Origin of the sequence: Aureimonas sp. SA4125, from assembly GCF_019973775.1 — a bacterium.
Taxonomy (GTDB): Bacteria; Pseudomonadota; Alphaproteobacteria; order Rhizobiales; family Rhizobiaceae; genus Plantimonas.
The window spans coordinates 4,595,281-4,612,276 of sequence record NZ_AP025032.1 but is presented as its reverse complement, the minus strand read 5'-3'; the positions used below and the strand labels follow the sequence as shown (position 1 = coordinate 4,612,276).

At 67.8% G+C, this 16,996-nt stretch carries 15 protein-coding genes; 11 read left to right on the top strand and 4 right to left on the bottom strand.

All coding sequences use genetic code 11. The annotated features are described in order from the left end of the window. Nucleotides 1–20 precede the first annotated feature (20 nt). The 4 genes from Sa4125_RS21805 to Sa4125_RS21790 form a co-directional block, all read right to left on the bottom strand. The gene (locus tag Sa4125_RS21805) at nucleotides 21–4,916 is read right to left on the bottom strand and encodes an NAD-glutamate dehydrogenase (RefSeq protein ID WP_224001635.1); all 4,896 of its coding nucleotides are present in this window, start codon (nucleotides 4,914–4,916) and stop codon (nucleotides 21–23) included. 152 nt (nucleotides 4,917–5,068) lie between these two features. Next, a complete protein-coding gene (locus tag Sa4125_RS21800) occupies nucleotides 5,069–5,710 on the bottom strand; it encodes a TPM domain-containing protein (protein ID WP_224001633.1) in 642 nt (213 codons plus the stop codon). Continuing rightward, nucleotides 5,704–6,501, bottom strand: coding sequence for a YgcG family protein (locus Sa4125_RS21795; protein ID WP_224001631.1), 798 nt, complete (start codon nucleotides 6,499–6,501; stop codon nucleotides 5,704–5,706). The genes Sa4125_RS21800 and Sa4125_RS21795 overlap by 7 nt, the downstream gene beginning before the upstream one ends. A gap of 85 nt (nucleotides 6,502–6,586) precedes the next feature. Continuing rightward, the gene (locus Sa4125_RS21790) at nucleotides 6,587–7,189 is read right to left on the bottom strand and encodes a LemA family protein (RefSeq protein ID WP_224001629.1); all 603 of its coding nucleotides are present in this window, start codon (nucleotides 7,187–7,189) and stop codon (nucleotides 6,587–6,589) included. 150 nt (nucleotides 7,190–7,339) lie between these two features. Here Sa4125_RS21790 and Sa4125_RS21785 point away from each other — a divergent pair, with 150 nt between their 5' ends. The 11 genes from Sa4125_RS21785 to sucD all read left to right on the top strand — a co-directional run bounded on the left by Sa4125_RS21785 (nucleotide 7,340) and on the right by sucD (nucleotide 16,892). Then, nucleotides 7,340–7,621 (top strand): hypothetical protein, encoded by a 282-nt coding sequence (locus tag Sa4125_RS21785; protein ID WP_224001627.1) that lies wholly within the window; start codon nucleotides 7,340–7,342, stop codon nucleotides 7,619–7,621. Between the two features lie 5 nt (nucleotides 7,622–7,626). Further along, nucleotides 7,627–8,520, top strand: coding sequence for a pyridoxal kinase PdxY (gene pdxY, locus Sa4125_RS21780; protein WP_224001625.1), 894 nt, complete (start codon nucleotides 7,627–7,629; stop codon nucleotides 8,518–8,520). After that, nucleotides 8,517–9,374, top strand: coding sequence for a DUF429 domain-containing protein (locus Sa4125_RS21775; RefSeq protein WP_224001623.1), 858 nt, complete (start codon nucleotides 8,517–8,519; stop codon nucleotides 9,372–9,374). The genes pdxY and Sa4125_RS21775 overlap by 4 nt, the downstream gene beginning before the upstream one ends. An 87-nt stretch (nucleotides 9,375–9,461) precedes the next feature. Continuing rightward, nucleotides 9,462–10,136, top strand: a complete 675-nt coding sequence (locus Sa4125_RS21770) for a carbonic anhydrase (protein WP_224001621.1) — start codon at nucleotides 9,462–9,464, stop codon at nucleotides 10,134–10,136. Nucleotides 10,137–10,466: 330 nt separating this feature from the next. Then, entirely contained in the window at nucleotides 10,467–11,003 is a 537-nt protein-coding gene (locus Sa4125_RS21765; protein ID WP_224001619.1) for a protease inhibitor Inh/omp19 family protein, read from the top strand. 310 nt (nucleotides 11,004–11,313) lie between these two features. Further along, nucleotides 11,314–12,489 (top strand): cell division protein ZapE, encoded by a 1,176-nt coding sequence (gene zapE / locus Sa4125_RS21760; RefSeq protein ID WP_224001609.1) that lies wholly within the window; start codon nucleotides 11,314–11,316, stop codon nucleotides 12,487–12,489. 506 nt (nucleotides 12,490–12,995) lie between these two features. Continuing rightward, complete coding sequence (gene mdh / locus Sa4125_RS21755) at nucleotides 12,996–13,958, top strand: malate dehydrogenase (protein WP_224001607.1); 963 nt, start codon at nucleotides 12,996–12,998, stop codon at nucleotides 13,956–13,958. Nucleotides 13,959–14,048: 90 nt separating this feature from the next. Beyond that, nucleotides 14,049–15,242, top strand: coding sequence for an ADP-forming succinate--CoA ligase subunit beta (gene sucC, locus Sa4125_RS21750; protein ID WP_224001605.1), 1,194 nt, complete (start codon nucleotides 14,049–14,051; stop codon nucleotides 15,240–15,242). A gap of 55 nt (nucleotides 15,243–15,297) precedes the next feature. Next, nucleotides 15,298–15,582 (top strand): DUF6364 family protein, encoded by a 285-nt coding sequence (locus tag Sa4125_RS21745; protein WP_224001596.1) that lies wholly within the window; start codon nucleotides 15,298–15,300, stop codon nucleotides 15,580–15,582. Beyond that, entirely contained in the window at nucleotides 15,521–15,934 is a 414-nt protein-coding gene (locus tag Sa4125_RS21740) for a PIN domain-containing protein (RefSeq protein ID WP_224001594.1), read from the top strand. Before Sa4125_RS21745 ends, Sa4125_RS21740 begins: the two co-directional genes overlap by 62 nt. Nucleotides 15,935–15,989: 55 nt before the next feature. Then, nucleotides 15,990–16,892 carry a succinate--CoA ligase subunit alpha gene (gene sucD, locus Sa4125_RS21735; RefSeq protein WP_224001591.1) on the top strand — a complete coding sequence of 301 codons (903 nt, stop codon included), beginning with the start codon at nucleotides 15,990–15,992 and terminating at the stop codon, nucleotides 16,890–16,892. Nucleotides 16,893–16,996: the final 104 nt, after the last annotated feature.

Sequence of the window (16,996 nt, the reverse complement as noted above, 5' to 3'; positions counted from 1 at the left end):
TCGATAAATCGCCCGAGACTCTAGGCCGACAGATCCGACAGCAATCCCGCCGCCACCGTCAGACGCGCGACCGAGGTGTCGCCGCTGCCGGCGAGGGCGGCGATCTGGGCGGTGATGCGGCCGACCGTCGCCTGGCGGCTCTCGGCCCAGGCGGCGACGGGAGCTGCCGCCGCGCCGAATTCGGCGAGCGCGCGCGCCGTGAGGCGGCGGCGGGCGCTGGCGATCTGGCTGGCGGCGCGGTCGAGTGCCAGGATCTCGTAGTAGTCGACCGGCTCCAGCCGCTGGAGGGCTGCCTCCAGCCGGCCGATCTCGAACAGCCGGGTGATGTCGAAATAGGCCGACACGGCCGACTGCAGCGGCGTTCCTGTTTCACGTGAGACAAAGGCGATGTCCGGCACGAGCGCGAGAAGCGGCAGGAGCGCGATCTCGGCCGAGAGATCGCCCGGCACGCCCTTTTCCTGCCATTGCCTGACGCGATCCTCGGCCTCCTGGCGGGCACGGTTGCTCGCAAGCGACAGGAGCTGCGGTCGCAGCGTCGCGGCGATCTCCTGCACGGCGGCGATGGCGGTGCCCAGACCCGTGCCGAGGTCGCCATTCTGCACGAACCAGCGGGTCACGCCCTGAAGCATGCCGGAGGCGGCGGCGTAGAGTGCGTTCTGCGTCTCGCCGTGGATTTTCGCATCGAGTCCGTCGATCCGGGTGAGGAGGCCGCCGCCGCCCAGCCCGTCATAGGCCGCGACGAAGGCCGCGACGACCTCGGCGGGCGCGGCGCCCGTCGCGTCGCGCACCGATGTGACGAAGGTCGGACCGAGACAGTTGACGGCAAGATTGGCCAGCACCGTCGCGACGACTTCGCGGGCCAGGCGATGGCCCTCGATGTCGCCGGCATGCGCCTGCCGCATCGGCGCCGGGAAATAGGTGAACAGCCGATCGCGGAGATAGGGATCGTCGGGCAGGCTGCTGTCGATCAACTGGTCGAACAGAACGATCTTGGAATAGGCGAGCAGCACCGCGACTTCCGGCCGGGAGAGGCCGATGCCGGAGGCCCGCAGGTCGGCGAGCCCGGCATCGGTCGGCAGGAGCTCGACGGCGCGGTCGAGCAGGCCCGCCTCCTCCAGCACCGTCATGAAGCGCGCCTGCAGCGGCAGGGCCGAGACACCGCGCCGCGCCTCCAGCGACAGCGCCAGCGTCTGCTCGTAATTGTTGGCGAGCACGAGCTGGCCGACCTCGGCCGTCATCGAGGCCAGGAGCACGTTGCGGCTTTCGCGGGTGAGGCGGCCCTCGGCCATGGCGCTCTTCAGCGCGATCTTGATGTTGACCTCGACGTCGGACGTGTTGACGCCGGCGGAATTGTCGATGGCGTCGGTGTTGATGCGCCCGCCGGCCCGGGCATATTCGATGCGGCCGCGCTGGGTGACGCCGAGATTGGCACCCTCGCCGACGACTTTCGCCCGGACCTGGGCGCCCGTAACGCGCAGGGCATCGTTGGCGCGATCACCGACATCGGCATTGGTCTCGGCGGACGAGCGGATGTAGGTGCCGATGCCGCCGAACCAGAGGAGGTCCGCCGGCGCCTTCAGGATGGCGTTGATGATTTCCGCGGGTGTCCCCGACATCCGGTCCCAGCCGATGGCGGCGGCGGCTTCCGGCGACAGGCGGATCAGCTTCTCCCGCCGCGAAAAGACGCCGCCGCCGGCCGAGATCAGCGCCTTGTCGTAGTCGGCCCAGGAGGAGCGCGGAAGGGCGAACAGGCGCTGGCGCTCGGCAAGCGATGCGGCCGCGTCAGGATTGGGGTCGAGAAAAATGTCGCGGTGGTCGAAGGCGGCGATGAGCCGCGTTTCGGGCGACAGGAGCATGCCGTTGCCAAAAACGTCGCCCGACATGTCGCCGCAGCCGACGACGGTGAAGGGCGCCGTCTGGATATCGCGATCCATTTCGCGGAAATGCCGCTTCACCGCTTCCCAGGCGCCGCGGGCGGTGATGCCCATGGCCTTGTGGTCGTAGCCGACCGAGCCGCCCGAGGCGAAGGCGTCGTCGAGCCAGAAGCCGTTGGCCTGTGCGATGGCATTGGCGGTGTCGGAAAAGGTCGCGGTGCCCTTGTCGGCGGCGACGACGAAATAGGGATCCTCGCCGTCATAGCGCTTGACCTTGTCCGGCGTCACGATGTCGGCGCCGTCGATATCGTCGGTGACCGAGAGCAGCGAGGCGATGAAGACCACGTAGGCCGCGCGGCCGGCCTCGAACCAGGTGTCGCGGCTCGCGGGATCGCCGAGGCGTTTGGGGAAGAAGCCGCCCTTGGCGCCGACCGGCACGATGACGGCGTTCTTCACCTGTTGCGCCTTGACGAGGCCGAGCACCTCGGTGCGGTAGTCCTGGCTGCGGTCGGACCAGCGCAAGCCGCCGCGGGCGACGCGGCCGAAGCGCAGGTGCACGCCCTCGACGCGGGCATCGAAGACGAAGATCTCGCGGAACGGCACCGGCGCGGGGAGCCCCTCGACGGCCGAGGAATCGAGCTTGAAGGCGAGCGCGGGCGCGACATGGGTCGGTGTGGAGCCCTCCTCGGCCGAGGTGCCGTCGACGGCGTAGAAGTTCGTGCGCAGGGTCGCCAGGATCACGCCGAGAAAGCGGCGGATGATGCGGTCGTCGTCGAGGCTGTCGACGTCGTCCAAGGCCTCGATGACGGCATCGAAGCATTTCGCGGCGCCATGCGCCTCGGCCAGGCGGCGCTGGACGGCCTGCGGATCGGCCGGATCCTCCGGATTGTCCGAGGTTGCGGGGGCCGGGACGGGTGCGTGGGCCGGATTGAAGCTCGCGTCGAAGACCTGCCAGAGCGAAGCGGCGATCGCCGGCTGGCGCAGGAGCGTCGCGGCGAGGAAATCCTGGCCGTAGGCGATGCCGGCCTGGCGCAGATAGCGCGCATAGGCCCTGAGAACATTCGCCTGGCGATAGGAAAGGCCAGCTTCGAGGACGAGGGCGTTGAAGCCGTCATTCTCGATCTCGCCGGCGGAGACCGCGGCAAAGGTCACCTGCAGGGCCGCGCCGTCGTCGGCAAGGACGATCGCCCCCCCGCGCTGGCGCACGAGGTCCATGTCGTGGAGGTGGACCGTCTCGCCGTCCGGGCGGCGGATCTGGAAAGTGCGCTCGGAAATGGCTGAAAAGCCCATGTTTTCGAGGATCGGCACGCGCGTCGACAGGGCGACGGCGGCGCCGAGATGGTAGATCTTCAGCCGTACCAGCGTGTCCGGATCGCCGGGACGACGGTAGAAGTCGACCGAGAGCGCCGCGTCCTGCCTGAGCTCCGCCATGCATTGCGTGTCGCCCACCGCCTCGGCCGGCGCGACGACGTCGCGATAGCTGTCGGGCAGGCCCGCGGCGAAGTCGACGAGGTCGTGCGACGCGCCCTCGGCGTGGATCGCCCGGATGAAGCCGTCCTCCCAGGCTTTCGCCATCTCGGCGATGCGCTGCTCCAGCGCGGCGGCGTCGACCGTTGGCGTCGATCCGCCGGGGCGGCCGACGATGAAGTGGACTCGCGTCAGTCCACCCTCGGGGAAGGCCGGGTAGTAGGCCGAGATGTGGCCGTCGAAGCTTTCGGCGAGGAGCTGGCCGATGCGCTCGCGCAGGCGCGAATCATAGCGGTCGCGCGGCACGAAGACGAGGATGGAGACGAAACGGTCGAAGCGGTCGACGCGCGGCAGGACCCGCACCCGCGGCCGCTCGCCGAGGTCGAGCACGGTGCCGGCAAAGCGCTCGAGGAGATCGACGTCGATCTGGAACATTTCGTCGCGCGGATAGGATTCCAGGACGTTGAGGAGCGCCTTGGCCGAGTGCGAGCCGCTGGCGAGGCCGAAGCGCGCGATCACGGTCTCGGCCTTCAGCCGGAGATAGGGGATGGTCAGGATGGAGTGGGTGTAGGCCGAGGAGGTGAAGAGGCCGACGATGCGCAGCTCGCCGATGAAGCTGCCGTCCTCGGCGTAGCGTTTGACGCCGATGTAATCCATGTAGCTGCGGCGGTGGACCAAGGAGCGGGAATTGGCCTTGGTGACGATCAGCGGGTTCGGCGCCTGCAGGAAGGCGCGGATCTCCGGCGTCGTCGTCACGGCCTGGCCGGCACGGCCAAGGACGCGCACTTCCGGGTCGGACAGGATGCCGAGCGCTTCCTCGTCGCGGCGCACCAGCGCTTCCTCGTGCGCGGCGCCGACATAGTCGAACTCGCGGGCGCCGAGGAAGATGAAATTGTCGGCCAGAAGCCAGTCCAGAAGATTGGCGGACTCGGCAACCATCGCCTGCTGCGGCGTGCCGGCGAGGGCGTTCGCACGCTCGCGCATGTCCGCCGCTGCCTCGCCCACACGCTTCAGCATGGGGCGGAAATCGCGGACGGCGAGATGGACCTGGCGCAGGATCCGGTCGAGCGCGGCGGCAAGACGGGCGGCGCCGTCCGGGTCGGAATCCGGCTCGATCGCGACCTGGATCAGACTGACGCGGGCGGCATTTTCGCCGATGGACCCCAGCGCGCCGGCAGCGGAAAAGCTCCGGATCGTCCCGCCCGCGTCGCGGGCGATGTCGAGGATCGGGTGCGAGATATAGGCGATTCCGGCAGCCCGTTCGGCGATCTCCGCCATGACGGAGTCGAAGAGGAATGGCATGTCGTCGTTGACGATGGTCGTGAGCAAGAGTTCGGTGCCGGCAACAGCGAATGTGTCGGCCATTTCGACGGCGACGACCGGCGACCCGGCGCGATGGGCGGTCAGCGCGGCGGCGGCGTGGGCCGCCGCAAAGGCCAGGGCCGCCGGCTCGAAGCCGGCGAGATCGTCGGCGGGCGGCCGGTCGAAGAGAAGCGGCGCGAGGGTCGCGGCATCGCCCGCGGTATCGAGCGTGGCGAGAACGGCGGCCAGGATGTCGGCTTTGGCAGGGGTCATGCGGTCTCGTCCTCCATCGGTCTTCACGGCAACATAGGGCGGGACGGCGATTCGACCCTTGCGACTTCTCATGAATGCGGCTCGGCGCAGCATGTCATGCCCGGATGACGGGACGATCGCGGCCTCGCCATCGCGGGTGCCGCCGGCGTCCGTCAGAGTTCGACGAGGCGGTCCGGGATTTCGTTCGGGTTTCTGCCGGTGGCGGGAAAGTGCGCCCCGAGAATGCGGCCGGCGGCGGCGATCGCCTCGACATAGCCGTCGGCGAGGCGATCGGCCTTCGCCGCCTCGACGAGCATGGCGACAAGCGCGTCCCATTCGGCCTGGGGCACCTTTTCGTTGATGCCGGCATCCGCGATAACTTCGGCGTGGTGCTCGGCCTCGGAGACGAAGATGAGGACGCCGGTGCGGTTTTCGGTCGCCTGGAGATTGTGCGCCATGAACTGCGCAAGCGCGGTGCGGTGCGCGCGCTCGGCCTTCAGCCCGGCGGGGACGAAGAGCATGCGCAGCGGCACGGACAGGCGAAGCGCCAGCAGCAGGAGACCTGCGAGGACCAGCTCCGTCACCTGCAGCGTCAGGCCCGAGACGGGGATGTCCGCGATGGCGGCGACGAGGGCCGAGATGAGCGCCGCGGCGAAGGTGAGGAGAAGCGCGAAGAAGGAGGAGACGAAGACGTAACTGTCGCTCGACCGTGCGAAGACGGCAAAGATCTCGCCGCTCGTCCTTGCTTCGGCCGCGCGGATCGCCGCGTCGACGCGGGCGTGGTCGGCTTTGGTGAAGGCGAGGTTTTTCACCATGAGCCGGACGAGCCTCCGCCGCCGAAGGAGCCGCCGCCGCCGGAGAAGCCGCCGCCCGAGGAACCGCTGGAAAATCCGCCGCCCCCGAAGGAACTGCCGGAACGGCCGGCGCCGCTCGACTGCGAGAGCGCCCAGACCATGCCGAGCCAGCGCCAGCGGTTCTTGCCGACCTTGGTGCCGAAGCGGCGGGCGAAGAAGCTCATCATGCCGGCCCCGATCACGAAGATCCAGACCAGCGCGAAGAGCAGAAAGAACACGATGCCTTCGACGTCCTCCCCCTCCCATCCGGCATTGCGCTCGGCCCGCGCCTGGAGCTCGGCGGCATCGCCGGAGAGCACTTTCAGGATGCCGTCGACGCCGTTGGTAATTCCCGCCTGATAGTCGCCGGCCCGGAAGGAGGGGAGGATATCGCTCTGGATGATCAGCGACGACAGGGCGTCGGTGAGCGTGCCTTCGAGGCCGTAGCCGACCTCGATGCGCACCTTGCGGTCGTCGCGGGAGACGAGGAGGACGACGCCGTTGTTCTCGCCCTCGCGGCCGATCTTCCAGGCACGGCCGAGACCGACGCCGAATTCCTCGATGGCCTGACCCTGGAGATCGGGCACGGTGGCGACGACGACCTGGTCGGACGATGTCTGCTCGAAGGCCGCAAGCTTCTGGTCGAGGGCCGTTTCCGTCGCAGGATCGAGCAGATCGGCCGCATCGACGACGCGGCCGGTGAGGGCCGGGTAGTCCTGAGCCGCCGCCGGCTGCACGCCGGAAACCAGCGCGACGACGAAGAGCGCCAACACGATGACGAGCGCTTTCCCCCGCCAGCTGCCCCGGTCACCGCCGGGCGGGATAGCCGTTGCAGGCCGGGGAATCACCGGCAAGACCTCAGTTGAACTTCACCGTCGGCGGCTGGTCGGAGCCGGCCTCGGCGGTGAAGGATTCCATTGGCTTGGACTCCGGATAGAACCAGCTCGCATACCACGAGCCGGGAATCGTCCGGAGCTCGGTGTTGTAGACGCGCACGGCATCGATGAAGTCGCGCCGGGCGACGGCGATGCGGTTCTCGGTGCCTTCGAGCTGGCTCTGCAAAGCGAGAAAATTCTGGTTCGACTTGAGGTCGGGATAGGCCTCGACGGTGACGAGCAGGCGTGACAGCGCGCCGGAGAGCTCGCCTTGCGCGGCCTGGAATTTCTGCACCGCGGCCGGGTCGGTCAGCTGGCTGGCGTCGATATTGGTGGCGGTCGCCTTGGCGCGCGCCTCGACCACGGCGGTCAGAACCTCCTTCTCCTGTGCCGCATACCCCTTCACCGTCTCGACGAGGTTCGGGATGAGGTCGGAACGGCGCTGGTACTGGTTCTGCACCTGGCTCCAGGAGGCCTTCGCCTGCTCCTCCAGCGTCGGGATGGTGTTGATCCCGCAGGCGGACAGAAGCGGCCCGAGCAAGGCCAGGACAAGTAGGGGACGGAAGAGGCGGGCGGCAGGGGACATCATCGGCTCCGAGGGGCGATCCGGGGCAAGCCGGGGAGGGGCACGTCCAGCCGGGCTGCCGGCGCGCCCGCCTCTGTAACACGGCGTTTGCAGGCGCGACAGACGGTCCGCGGCTTGCTCTCGACCGTCTTTTCCGTCAGGCTTCCCGGCATGAGCGAACCATCCACAGGCCCTTCCCGGCATGAATCCGGCGACGATGCGCGGACCCGCGAGGCGGCGGCCATCCTGCATCGCATCAACGAGGAGACCAGCCCGCAGATCGGGGCCGGGACCGGCCGGCTCCTGTCGAATACCTGGGGCCATCTTTCCGCCGTCGATGCCGACCGAGACGATCCGATCGAGGTGCTGGGCACGCGTATCGGCCGGATCCTGGGTTTCATCGCCTTCCTGGCGATGGCGGTTTCACTCGTTCTCTACCTCATGCGCAGCTAGTTCCGATGAGCGCGACACATGCTTCGTCCCGGCGGGACCTGCCGGCCGTCCTTTCGATCTCCAGCCATGTCGTGCGCGGCACGGTGGGCAACCGCGCCGTCGTGCTGGCGCTGGAATCGCTGGGCTTTCCGGTCTGGGCCGTGCCGACGGTGACGCTGCCCTGGCATCCCGGCCACGGCCCGTCGACGCGCATCGTGCCGCCCGCAGATACCTTCGCCAGCCTTGTCGCCGACCTTTGCCGCGCGCCCTGGCTGGGCGAGATCGGTGCGGTCATCACCGGCTATTTCGGCGCGCCCGAACAGGTCGAGCCCGCGGCGCGCCTGATCGAGGCGATCCGAACGGTCAATCCGAACCTCGTCTACCTGCTCGATCCGGTGCTCGGCGACGGCGGAAAGCTGTACCAGCCGGAGGCCACGCTCGTCGCCATCCGCGATCATCTGCTGCCGCTCGCCGATATCGTGACGCCGAACCGCTTCGAGCTGGAGTTTCTGACCGGGCTCGAATTCTCCGACAATTCGCATCTCATCGAGGCGGCCAGTGCCCTCGGGCCGCCGACCGTGGTCGTCACCTCGGCCTTTCCGCTGCTGAAGGGCGGCACCGGCAACCTCCTCGTCGACGGATATCAGGCGGCTCTGGCCGAGCACCGGCAGATCCCGAACGCCCCGAACGGTCTCGGCGATCTCACCTCGGCGGTATTTCTCGCCCGCATCCTCTCCGGCATGACGAACGAAAAGGCGCTGCAGACGACGACGGCAGCGGTCTACGAGATCCTGGCGCGGACGACGAAGCGCGGCGCCAACGAGCTGACGCTGGAAACCGACACCGACAGCCTGAAGCATCCGATGGCCATGGTGCAGATGCGCCGGCTCGGACTGCCGCACGGCAACCGGCGGGCGTGAGCGGGGACGTCACCGGATCGTATGATGCGGCCGACGCTGCCGGCAGCGGGCGCGTGATCGCCGGCGTCGACGGCTGCCGCGCCGGCTGGGTGGCGGTGATCGGGCGGCTGGGTGGGACAGACGCGGGGCCAGCCGGGGACGCTGTCGGTGCCCTGTTGCCCGCGAGGCTGGAGGCGCGGGTGTTTCCGCGCTTCGATTTTCTGCTGGGTGCCTTGCCGGACGACGCCGTTCTTGCCGTCGACATGCCGATCGGCCTGCCCGAGCGGATCGAGGGACCGGGACGGGCAGCGGAAAAGGCGACGCGGCCGCTCCTCGGCGCGCGCCAGTCCAGCGTCTTCTCGATTCCGGCACGGGCGGCGGTGGAGGCCGGGGCGGGACCCTTCCGTTCCGAGCTGCATCGCCGCGAAGCCTATCGCGCGGCCTGTGACATCGCCGCGCGGCTGTCGCACCCGCCACGCCGCATCTCGATCCAGGGATTCGGCCTGTTCCCCAAGATCATCGAGATCGACCGTCTGCTGCGCGCCGATCCCCGCCGCGCGGATCGGGTGATCGAGAGCCATCCGGAGCTGGCCTTCCGCCTCCTCAATGGCAGTGAACCCGTGGCCAGTCCGAAGAAGATCCGGGGCAGCGTCGACGCCGCGGGCATGGAGGAGCGGCGCCGGCTTCTTCTGGCCGCCGGGCTCGACCGCGGCTTTCTCTATGCACCGGCGCCGGCGGGCTCGGCCCAGGACGATTTTCTGGACGCCTGCGCCATGCTGTGTGTGGCCGCGCGCCATGTCGCCGGCATCGCCGTGGCGCATCCGGCGCCGCCCGACCGCGATGCGCAGGGCCTGCCGATCGCGATCTGGGCGTAGCCGACAGGCGAGCGTGCGAGAGCAGATGCCCGCTCGCCGCACGGGAGCCGATTGATGGCGGAACCGCGATGCGGTAGGAGCGAAGGCATGGAGCTGTTACCCGACCATCTTCTTGCCGGCCACAAGGCCTTCATGTCCGGGCGCTACCGGACGGAAGAGCAGCGCTACCGGGAACTCGCGCGCGAGGGCCAGGAGCCGCGCACGCTCGTCATCGCCTGCTGCGACTCGCGCGCGGCGCCCGAGACGATCTTCGACGCGGCGCCGGGCGAGCTCTTCGTCATCCGCAACGTCGCCAATCTGATGCCGCCCTATTCGCCCGACGGCGAATACCATGCGACATCCGCGGCGCTTGAATTCGCCGTGCAGGCGCTGAAGGTCCAGCACATCGTGGTGCTCGGGCACGGCCGCTGCGGTGGCATCAAGGCGGCGCTCGATCCGGAGGCCAAGCCGCTCTCGCCCGGCGATTTCATCGGCAAGTGGATGAGCATGGTCGAGGCGCCGGCCAAGGTCGTGATGGCGAACGGTCTGATGACGACGGGGGAACGCCAGACGGCGCTGGAGCGCATCTCGATCCGCTTCTCGCTTGCCAATCTGCGCACCTTTCCTTGCGTCTCCATCCTGGAGGGCAAGGGCCGGCTGAGCCTTCACGGCGCCTGGTTCGATATCTCCACCGGCGAGCTCTGGGCGATGGACCCGGTGACCGGCGATTTCCACCGTCCGATGATCGACGTCGAAATCCCGAAAGCCGATTCCGACAGCTGATCGAAGCCCCTAGTCGCGGCAGCCGGTGGCATTTGTGGCAAACTGTTGCGATTTGGCCGATCTGCCGCCTGATCGACCGTTTTGCCGCCAATTGTGCGCAAATGCGCGTTATTCCACCTTGCGAAAGGCCGGTTCGCTCCGCTTTAAGAGGAAATGAAGCCTTTTTCGGCAGGAGGCGCGGCATCCGAGCCGCCTCTCCTTCGGCAAGGATGGCGGATCGACCGCGACGGTCGAGGGATCGGAAATCGGTCAAGAGGGTTAGCGCTGGAGCGCTGTCGGCCGACACGGACCGTACAGCCGGCGCCGGGGAAAGACCAAGTGATGACACGAATGATGAAGACATGTGCGGTTCTGGCGTCGGTTCTGGCGGTTTCCGCCTGCACCCGCTCGGTCTCGCCGATGGCCGACAGCGGACTGGCACCCCTGCGGCCCGCCCCGACCGGACAGGTATCGTCGAGCCAGCTGCCGCCGCCGCCTGCGCCTCCCCCGCCGGTGACCGTGGCTACGGCCACGCCGCCACCCGTCGATCCGACGGCCGGGACGACGCCGGCCTCTCCGGCTGCGCCGGTACAGACCGCTTCGGCCGGCCCGGTCACGCGCGAGGGCCTCGTCGGCGCCTGGAAGGTTTCTTCGGGCGGCGGCAACTGCCAGATCTTCATGGCCCTGACCAAGTGGACCGGCGGCTACCGCGCCGCCTCGCGCGGATGCCCGGGTCAGGTCGCGGACGTTTCGGCCTGGGACGTGTCGGGAAGCCAGGTCGTCCTGAAGGATTCGAGCGGGTCGACCGTGGCCAGCCTGAACAATTCCGGCGGCACCCGCTATGACGGCCAGACCACCGGCGGCGCGGCGATCAGCCTCTACCGCTGATCCCTTCGCCCTGCGGCGGGCCGGGGCCATCCCCTGTCCGTTCCGGTCGCGATACGGTCTGGCGACCGGCGTGACTTGAACTGTCCATACCCGGCATGACCGAGGTTGTTCTGAACCGGCTCAGCTCTTGGCGGCCGGCCCGTCCGCGGATCTCTTCGGCGTTCGAGAAAGGGATCCCGGGTCAAGCTGGCGTAACGGGAGGGCGTTCGGCCAAGACCGGGGTCGTATCGAGCCGGGATGGCGTCGGGGCACCGGACCTCTCCCTACTGTCGATCGCTCATCCATCGCTCTTCGCATCCCGAGTCTTGCCATGTCCCCTTCCTCCCCGCCGATCCGCCAGCGTCCGGGCCCGGTCCGGTCGGCGCTCGACCGGCTCGTCTCGAGCGGCGAGATCGAGGCGGATCCGGCACAGCGCAGGCTCGCCGATCGGCTCGACCTCCTGGATCGCCAGCTCTCGGCAACCAATCTCGCCTCCAAGCAGAGCGCGCTTGGCTGGCTGTTCGGCAAGTCCAGGCCGGCCGAGCCGGTGCGGGGCGTCTACATCCATGGTGAGGTCGGCCGCGGCAAGACGATGATCATGGACATGTTCTATCGCTCGGCCTCGGTATCACCGAAGCGCCGGGTGCATTTCCATGCCTTCATGGCCGAGGTGCACGAGCGGATCGGCGCGCACCGCGCGGCGGTCAAGGACGGCAGCGCGCGCGGCGACGATCCGATGCCGCCGGTCGCCGCCGACATCGCGGCGACGGCAAAGCTCCTCTGCTTCGACGAGTTCTCGGTCACCGACGTCGCCGACGCGCTGATCCTGTCGCGCCTTTTCAAGGCGATGTTCGAAACCGGCGTCGTCCTCGTCGCCACGTCCAACGTCGCGCCGGACGATCTCTACCGCGACGGTCTGAACCGCGGTCTGTTCCTGCCCTTCCTCGACGAATTGAAGCTCCATGTCGACATCGTCCGGCTGGACGCCGCCGAGGACTACCGCCTCGCGGCCGTGGGGGAGGAGAACCTCTATGTGACGCCGCTCGGTCCCGAGGCGGATGCGCGCATGGACACGGTCTGGACGGCGCTGCTGGCCGGACAGAAGCCCGGCCCGGCCTCGCTCTCGGTCAAGGGGCGCACCGTCCGCGTGCCGGCTGCCGGCAATGGCGCGGCGCGGTTCGACTTTGGCGACCTCTTGAAGCGGCCGCTCGGTGCACAGGACTACCTGGCGCTCGCCAAGCGCTTCCATACCCTGGTGATCGACCGTGTGCCGGTCATGGCCGAGGCCGAGCGCAACGAGGCCAAGCGCTTCATCACGCTGATCGATACGCTCTATGATTGCGGCCGGCGCGTCGTCCTGTCGGCCGAGGCGCCGATCGACGAGATCTACCGGGGCCAGACCGGGACCGAAGCCTTCGAGTTCGCCCGCACCGTGTCGCGGCTGACGGAGATGCGCTCGGCCGACTATCTGGCCGCCGCCTCCGCCGGCAAGGAGACGCCGGCCTGATTGCTGTCCGACCGCGAACGACCGGCGTTCGACGCTGCCGGCGGGCGAGATGCGACGGCCTCCTTCACGGGGCAGTCTGCCGCGCCGTGAGCTCCCGGCTCTTCCTGTGAGCGCGCCGCCACGCCGGCGACGCTGTCGGCGATCCGACGAACAGCATCCTTCCGGCCCGCCTGCGGGCGTCAGGCCGTCGACCGATAGAAATATTCGATGAATTTCTTGTCACAGTGGTCCGCCCCTGCTTCGCCTTGTTCCGGCAGGCAAAACACTCTTCCGTTTACGTAAATGCCGAGCGCACTAAACGTTTGAAAACGTTATGCTGCAACGCGAACTGTTGAAAAGACGGGCGAAGCGCTTTATGCCCTGCGGCAGAGTGCCGCCCGCGCATTGGACAGTGATCGTTCAGGCAGGGCTGCGGCGACCCCCGTGATGTTTCCACCCGTGGTCGTCAATGAACTGTCAGTGATCGCGGCGTAACAGGCGCCAAGCAACCGATACGAAGGACATCCATGGCCCGCAAGAAGATCGCCCTCATCGGCTCCGGCATGATCGGCGGCACGCTCGCCCACCTCGCCTCGCTCAAGGAACTCGGCGACATCGTCATGTTCGACATCGCCGAGGGCACGCCGCAGGGCAAGGCGCTCGACATCGCCCAGTCCGGCCCGGTGGAAGGTTTTGACGCAAAGCTCTCCGGCGCCAACGACTATGCCGGCATCGAGGGCGCGGACGTGTGCATCGTCACCGCCGGCGTGCCGCGCAAGCCCGGCATGAGCCGCGACGATCTCCTCGGCATCAACCTGAAGGTCATGGAGCAGGTCGGCGCCGGCATTGCGAAATACGCGCCGGACGCCTTCGTCATCTGCATCACCAACCCGCTGGACGCCATGGTCTGGGCGCTGCAGAAATTCTCCGGCCTGCCGAAGAACAAGGTCGTCGGAATGGCCGGCGTTCTCGATTCCGGTCGTTTCCGCACCTTCCTCGCGACCGAGTTCAACGTCTCGGTGCAGGACGTCACCGCCTTCGTGTTGGGTGGCCACGGCGACACCATGGTTCCGCTGACGCGCTATTCGACGGTCGCCGGCATCCCGCTGACCGACCTCGTCAAGATGGGCTGGATCTCCAAGGAGAAGCTGGAAGAGATCGTCCAGCGCACCCGCGACGGCGGCGCCGAGATCGTCGGCCTGCTGAAGACCGGTTCGGCCTACTACGCGCCGGCCGCCTCCGCGATCGAGATGGCCGAGAGCTATCTCAAGGACAAGAAGCGAGTCCTGCCCTGCGCCGCCGCCCTCAAGGGCGAGTACGGCCAGAAGGACATGTATGTCGGCGTGCCCTGCGTCATCGGCGCCGGCGGCGTCGAGCGGGTCATCGAGATCGAATTGATCGGCGACGAGCAGGCGCAGTTCGAGAAATCCGTCGCCTCGGTGCGCGGCCTGATGGAGGCCTGCGCCACCATCGCCCCGAACCTCGCCTGATCCTCTGGGCCGGCCCCGCGCCGGCCCTTTTAGCATCCGACACTTGGCGCGCCGAAAGGCTGCGACCGCCACACGGAAAAGAGATCCCCGATGAACATCCACGAATACCAGGCCAAGGAAGTGCTGAAGAGCTTTGGCGCGCCCGTCGCTGCGGGCGTTGCGATCACCTCGGCGAGCGAGGCGGAAGCGGCGGCGAAGCAGCTGCCCGGTCCGCTCTATGTCGTGAAGAGCCAGATCCATGCCGGCGGCCGTGGCAAGGGCAAGTTCGTCGAGCTCGGCCCCGACGCCAAGGGCGGCGTGCGCCTGTCGCGCTCGATCGAGGAAGTCGTCGCCAACGCCCGCGACATGCTTGGCCACACGCTGGTGACGAAGCAGACGGGCGACGCCGGCAAGGTCGTCAACCGCCTCTACATCGAGGACGGCGCCGACATCGACCGCGAGCTGTACCTGTCGATCCTCGTCGACCGCTCGGTCGGCCAGGTCGCCTTCGTCGTCTCGACGGAGGGCGGCATGGACATCGAGACGGTCGCGCACGACACGCCCGAGAAGATCGTGACCGTCGCGATCGATCCGACGGCCGGGGTGACCGATGCCGACGCGGCGAAGCTCTGCGACGCGCTGGAGCTGAAGGACCAGGCACGGACCGACGGTCTGACGCTCTTCCCCATCCTCTATGACGCCTTCACCCAGAAGGATATGGCGCTCCTCGAGGTGAACCCCTTGATCGTCATGAAGGACGGCCGGCTGCGCGTCCTCGACGCCAAGATGTCCTTCGACGGCAACGCGCTCTACCGCCACGACGACATCAAGGCGCTGCGCGACGAGAGCGAGGAGGACGCCAAGGAGATCGAGGCGTCGAAGTTCGACCTCGCCTATGTCGCGCTCGACGGCGACATCGGCTGCATGGTGAACGGCGCCGGCCTTGCGATGGCGACCATGGACATCATCAAGCTCTACGGCGCCGAGCCCGCGAACTTCCTCGACGTCGGCGGCGGCGCCAACAAGGAGAAGGTCACCGCGGCCTTCAAGATCATCACCGCCGACCCGAACGTGAAGGGCATCCTCGTCAACATCTTCGGCGGCATCATGAAGTGCGACGTCATCGCCGAGGGCGTCGTCGCCGCGGTCCGGGATGTCGGCCTGACCGTGCCGCTGGTGGTGCGCCTGGAAGGCACGAACGTCGCCGAGGGCAAGAAGATATTGAACGAGAGCGGCCTCGCCATCACCGCGGCGGACGATCTCGACGATGCGGCGAAGAAGATCGTCGCCGCCGTCAAGGGTTGAATCGGAGCACAGGATCACACATTCTGTCACTGTGTGATCCTGTGGAGATGGTGCGATGAAGAACGTCACTCTTGCCATCGAAGACGAAGTCCTCGACCGCGCCCGGGCCTATGCCGTCAAGCGTGGTACGACGCTCAACGCCATCGTGCGTCAGCATCTGGAAAGCCTTGGCCAGAACGAGGAGCGAGTGGCCGAGGCGATGCGCGAACTGCGCGCGATGAGCGAGACCACATCGGCGCGCCTCGGGCCGAGCTATCGGTTCGATCGGGAGGGCATCTATGCGGAGCACGTGCTTCCTCGACACGAACGTCCTGATCTATGCGGCGACGGGGAGACATGACTATCCGAGACACTGGGAGATCGCCCACGACATCCTTGCCGCTGGCGGCAACGGCCTGTCCGGACAGGTGCTGGCGGAATTCTATGTCGTCACCACGAAAAAGTACGGACTGCCGGTGGGCGAAGCCTTCGAATGGATCCGCCGGCTGTCGCTCATGCCTGTCGCCGAGGTCGGTTCCGACATCGTCGTCGAGGGCATCGCCCTCTCGCAGCGCTACCAGATTCACTATTGGGACGCCGCGCTCATCGCCGCAGCAGGGCGCCTCGGGGCCGGGACGCTCTATACAGAAGACCTCAATCACGGGCAGCTCTACGGGACTGTCCGTGCCGTCAACCCCTTCCCCGAACGCTAACGCGACCGGGGCACTTTCATCCGGCGCCCGGCTGCGCCACGGAGCGAATTGATCCATGTCCATTCTCGTCGACAAGAACACCAAGGTCATCGTCCAGGGCCTGACCGGCAAGACCGGCACCTTCCACACCGAGCAGGCGCTGGCCTATCACGGCACGCAGATGGTCGGCGGCACGCACCCGAAGAAGGGCGGCGAGACCTGGACGGGATCGAAGGGCGAGAGCCTGCCGATCTTCGCCTCCGTCGCCGAAGCCCGCGACCGGACGGGCGCCAACGCCTCGGTGATCTACGTGCCGCCGGCGGGCGCCGCGGCCGCCATCCTGGAAGCCATCGAGGCGGAGATTCCGCTGATCGTCTGCATCACCGAGGGCATTCCGGTGATGGACATGGTCAAGGTGAAGGCGCGGCTCGATGCCTCGCCCTCGCGGCTGATCGGCCCGAACTGCCCGGGCGTGATGACGCCCGACCAGTGCAAGATCGGCATCATGCCCGGCAACATCTTCAAGAAAGGCTCGGTCGGTATCGTTTCGCGCTCGGGAACGCTTACCTATGAGGCGGTCTTCCAGACGACGAACGAGGGCCTCGGCCAGACCACGGCCGTCGGCATCGGCGGCGATCCGGTGAAGGGCACCGAGTTCATCGACATGCTGGAGATGTTCCTGGCCGATGACGAGACGCAGTCGATCGTGATGATCGGCGAGATCGGCGGCTCGGCCGAGGAGGACGCGGCGCAGTTCATCGCCGACGAGAAGAAGAAGGGCCGTTCCAAGCCCATGGTCGGCTTCATCGCCGGCCGCACGGCTCCGGCCGGACGCACCATGGGCCACGCCGGTGCGGTCGTCTCCGGCGGCAAGGGCGGCGCCGAGGACAAGATCGCGGCGATGGAGGCGGCCGGCATCCGCGTCTCGCCGTCGCCGGCGCAGCTCGGCAAGACCCTGGCGGCGCTCCTGCGCGGCTGACGCCAACAGGCGGCGGAAAACATCGCTGTCGGCACAGGATCGCCGACTTCGGTCGATACGAAGGGAACCGTCGACATCGTCGGCGGCCCGAAATGAGCCGGGGG

Bases quoted from the DNA above. Each gene is read 5' to 3' on its own strand.
- Sa4125_RS21805 (WP_224001635.1), bottom strand. From the start codon at position 4,916: ATGACCCCTGCCAAAGCCGACATCCTGGCCGCCGTTCTCGCCACGCTC.
- Sa4125_RS21800 (WP_224001633.1), bottom strand. From the start codon at position 5,710: ATGGTGAAAAACCTCGCCTTCACCAAAGCCGACCACGCCCGCGTCGAC.
- Sa4125_RS21790 (WP_224001629.1), bottom strand. From the start codon at position 7,189: ATGTCCCCTGCCGCCCGCCTCTTCCGTCCCCTACTTGTCCTGGCCTTG.
- Sa4125_RS21785 (WP_224001627.1), top strand. From the start codon at position 7,340: ATGAGCGAACCATCCACAGGCCCTTCCCGGCATGAATCCGGCGACGAT.
- pdxY (WP_224001625.1), top strand. From the start codon at position 7,627: ATGAGCGCGACACATGCTTCGTCCCGGCGGGACCTGCCGGCCGTCCTT.
- Sa4125_RS21770 (WP_224001621.1), top strand. From the start codon at position 9,462: ATGGAGCTGTTACCCGACCATCTTCTTGCCGGCCACAAGGCCTTCATG.
- Sa4125_RS21765 (WP_224001619.1), top strand. From the start codon at position 10,467: ATGATGAAGACATGTGCGGTTCTGGCGTCGGTTCTGGCGGTTTCCGCC.
- zapE (WP_224001609.1), top strand. From the start codon at position 11,314: ATGTCCCCTTCCTCCCCGCCGATCCGCCAGCGTCCGGGCCCGGTCCGG.
- mdh (WP_224001607.1), top strand. From the start codon at position 12,996: ATGGCCCGCAAGAAGATCGCCCTCATCGGCTCCGGCATGATCGGCGGC.
- sucC (WP_224001605.1), top strand. From the start codon at position 14,049: ATGAACATCCACGAATACCAGGCCAAGGAAGTGCTGAAGAGCTTTGGC.
- Sa4125_RS21745 (WP_224001596.1), top strand. From the start codon at position 15,298: ATGAAGAACGTCACTCTTGCCATCGAAGACGAAGTCCTCGACCGCGCC.
- Sa4125_RS21740 (WP_224001594.1), top strand. From the start codon at position 15,521: ATGCGGAGCACGTGCTTCCTCGACACGAACGTCCTGATCTATGCGGCG.
- sucD (WP_224001591.1), top strand. From the start codon at position 15,990: ATGTCCATTCTCGTCGACAAGAACACCAAGGTCATCGTCCAGGGCCTG.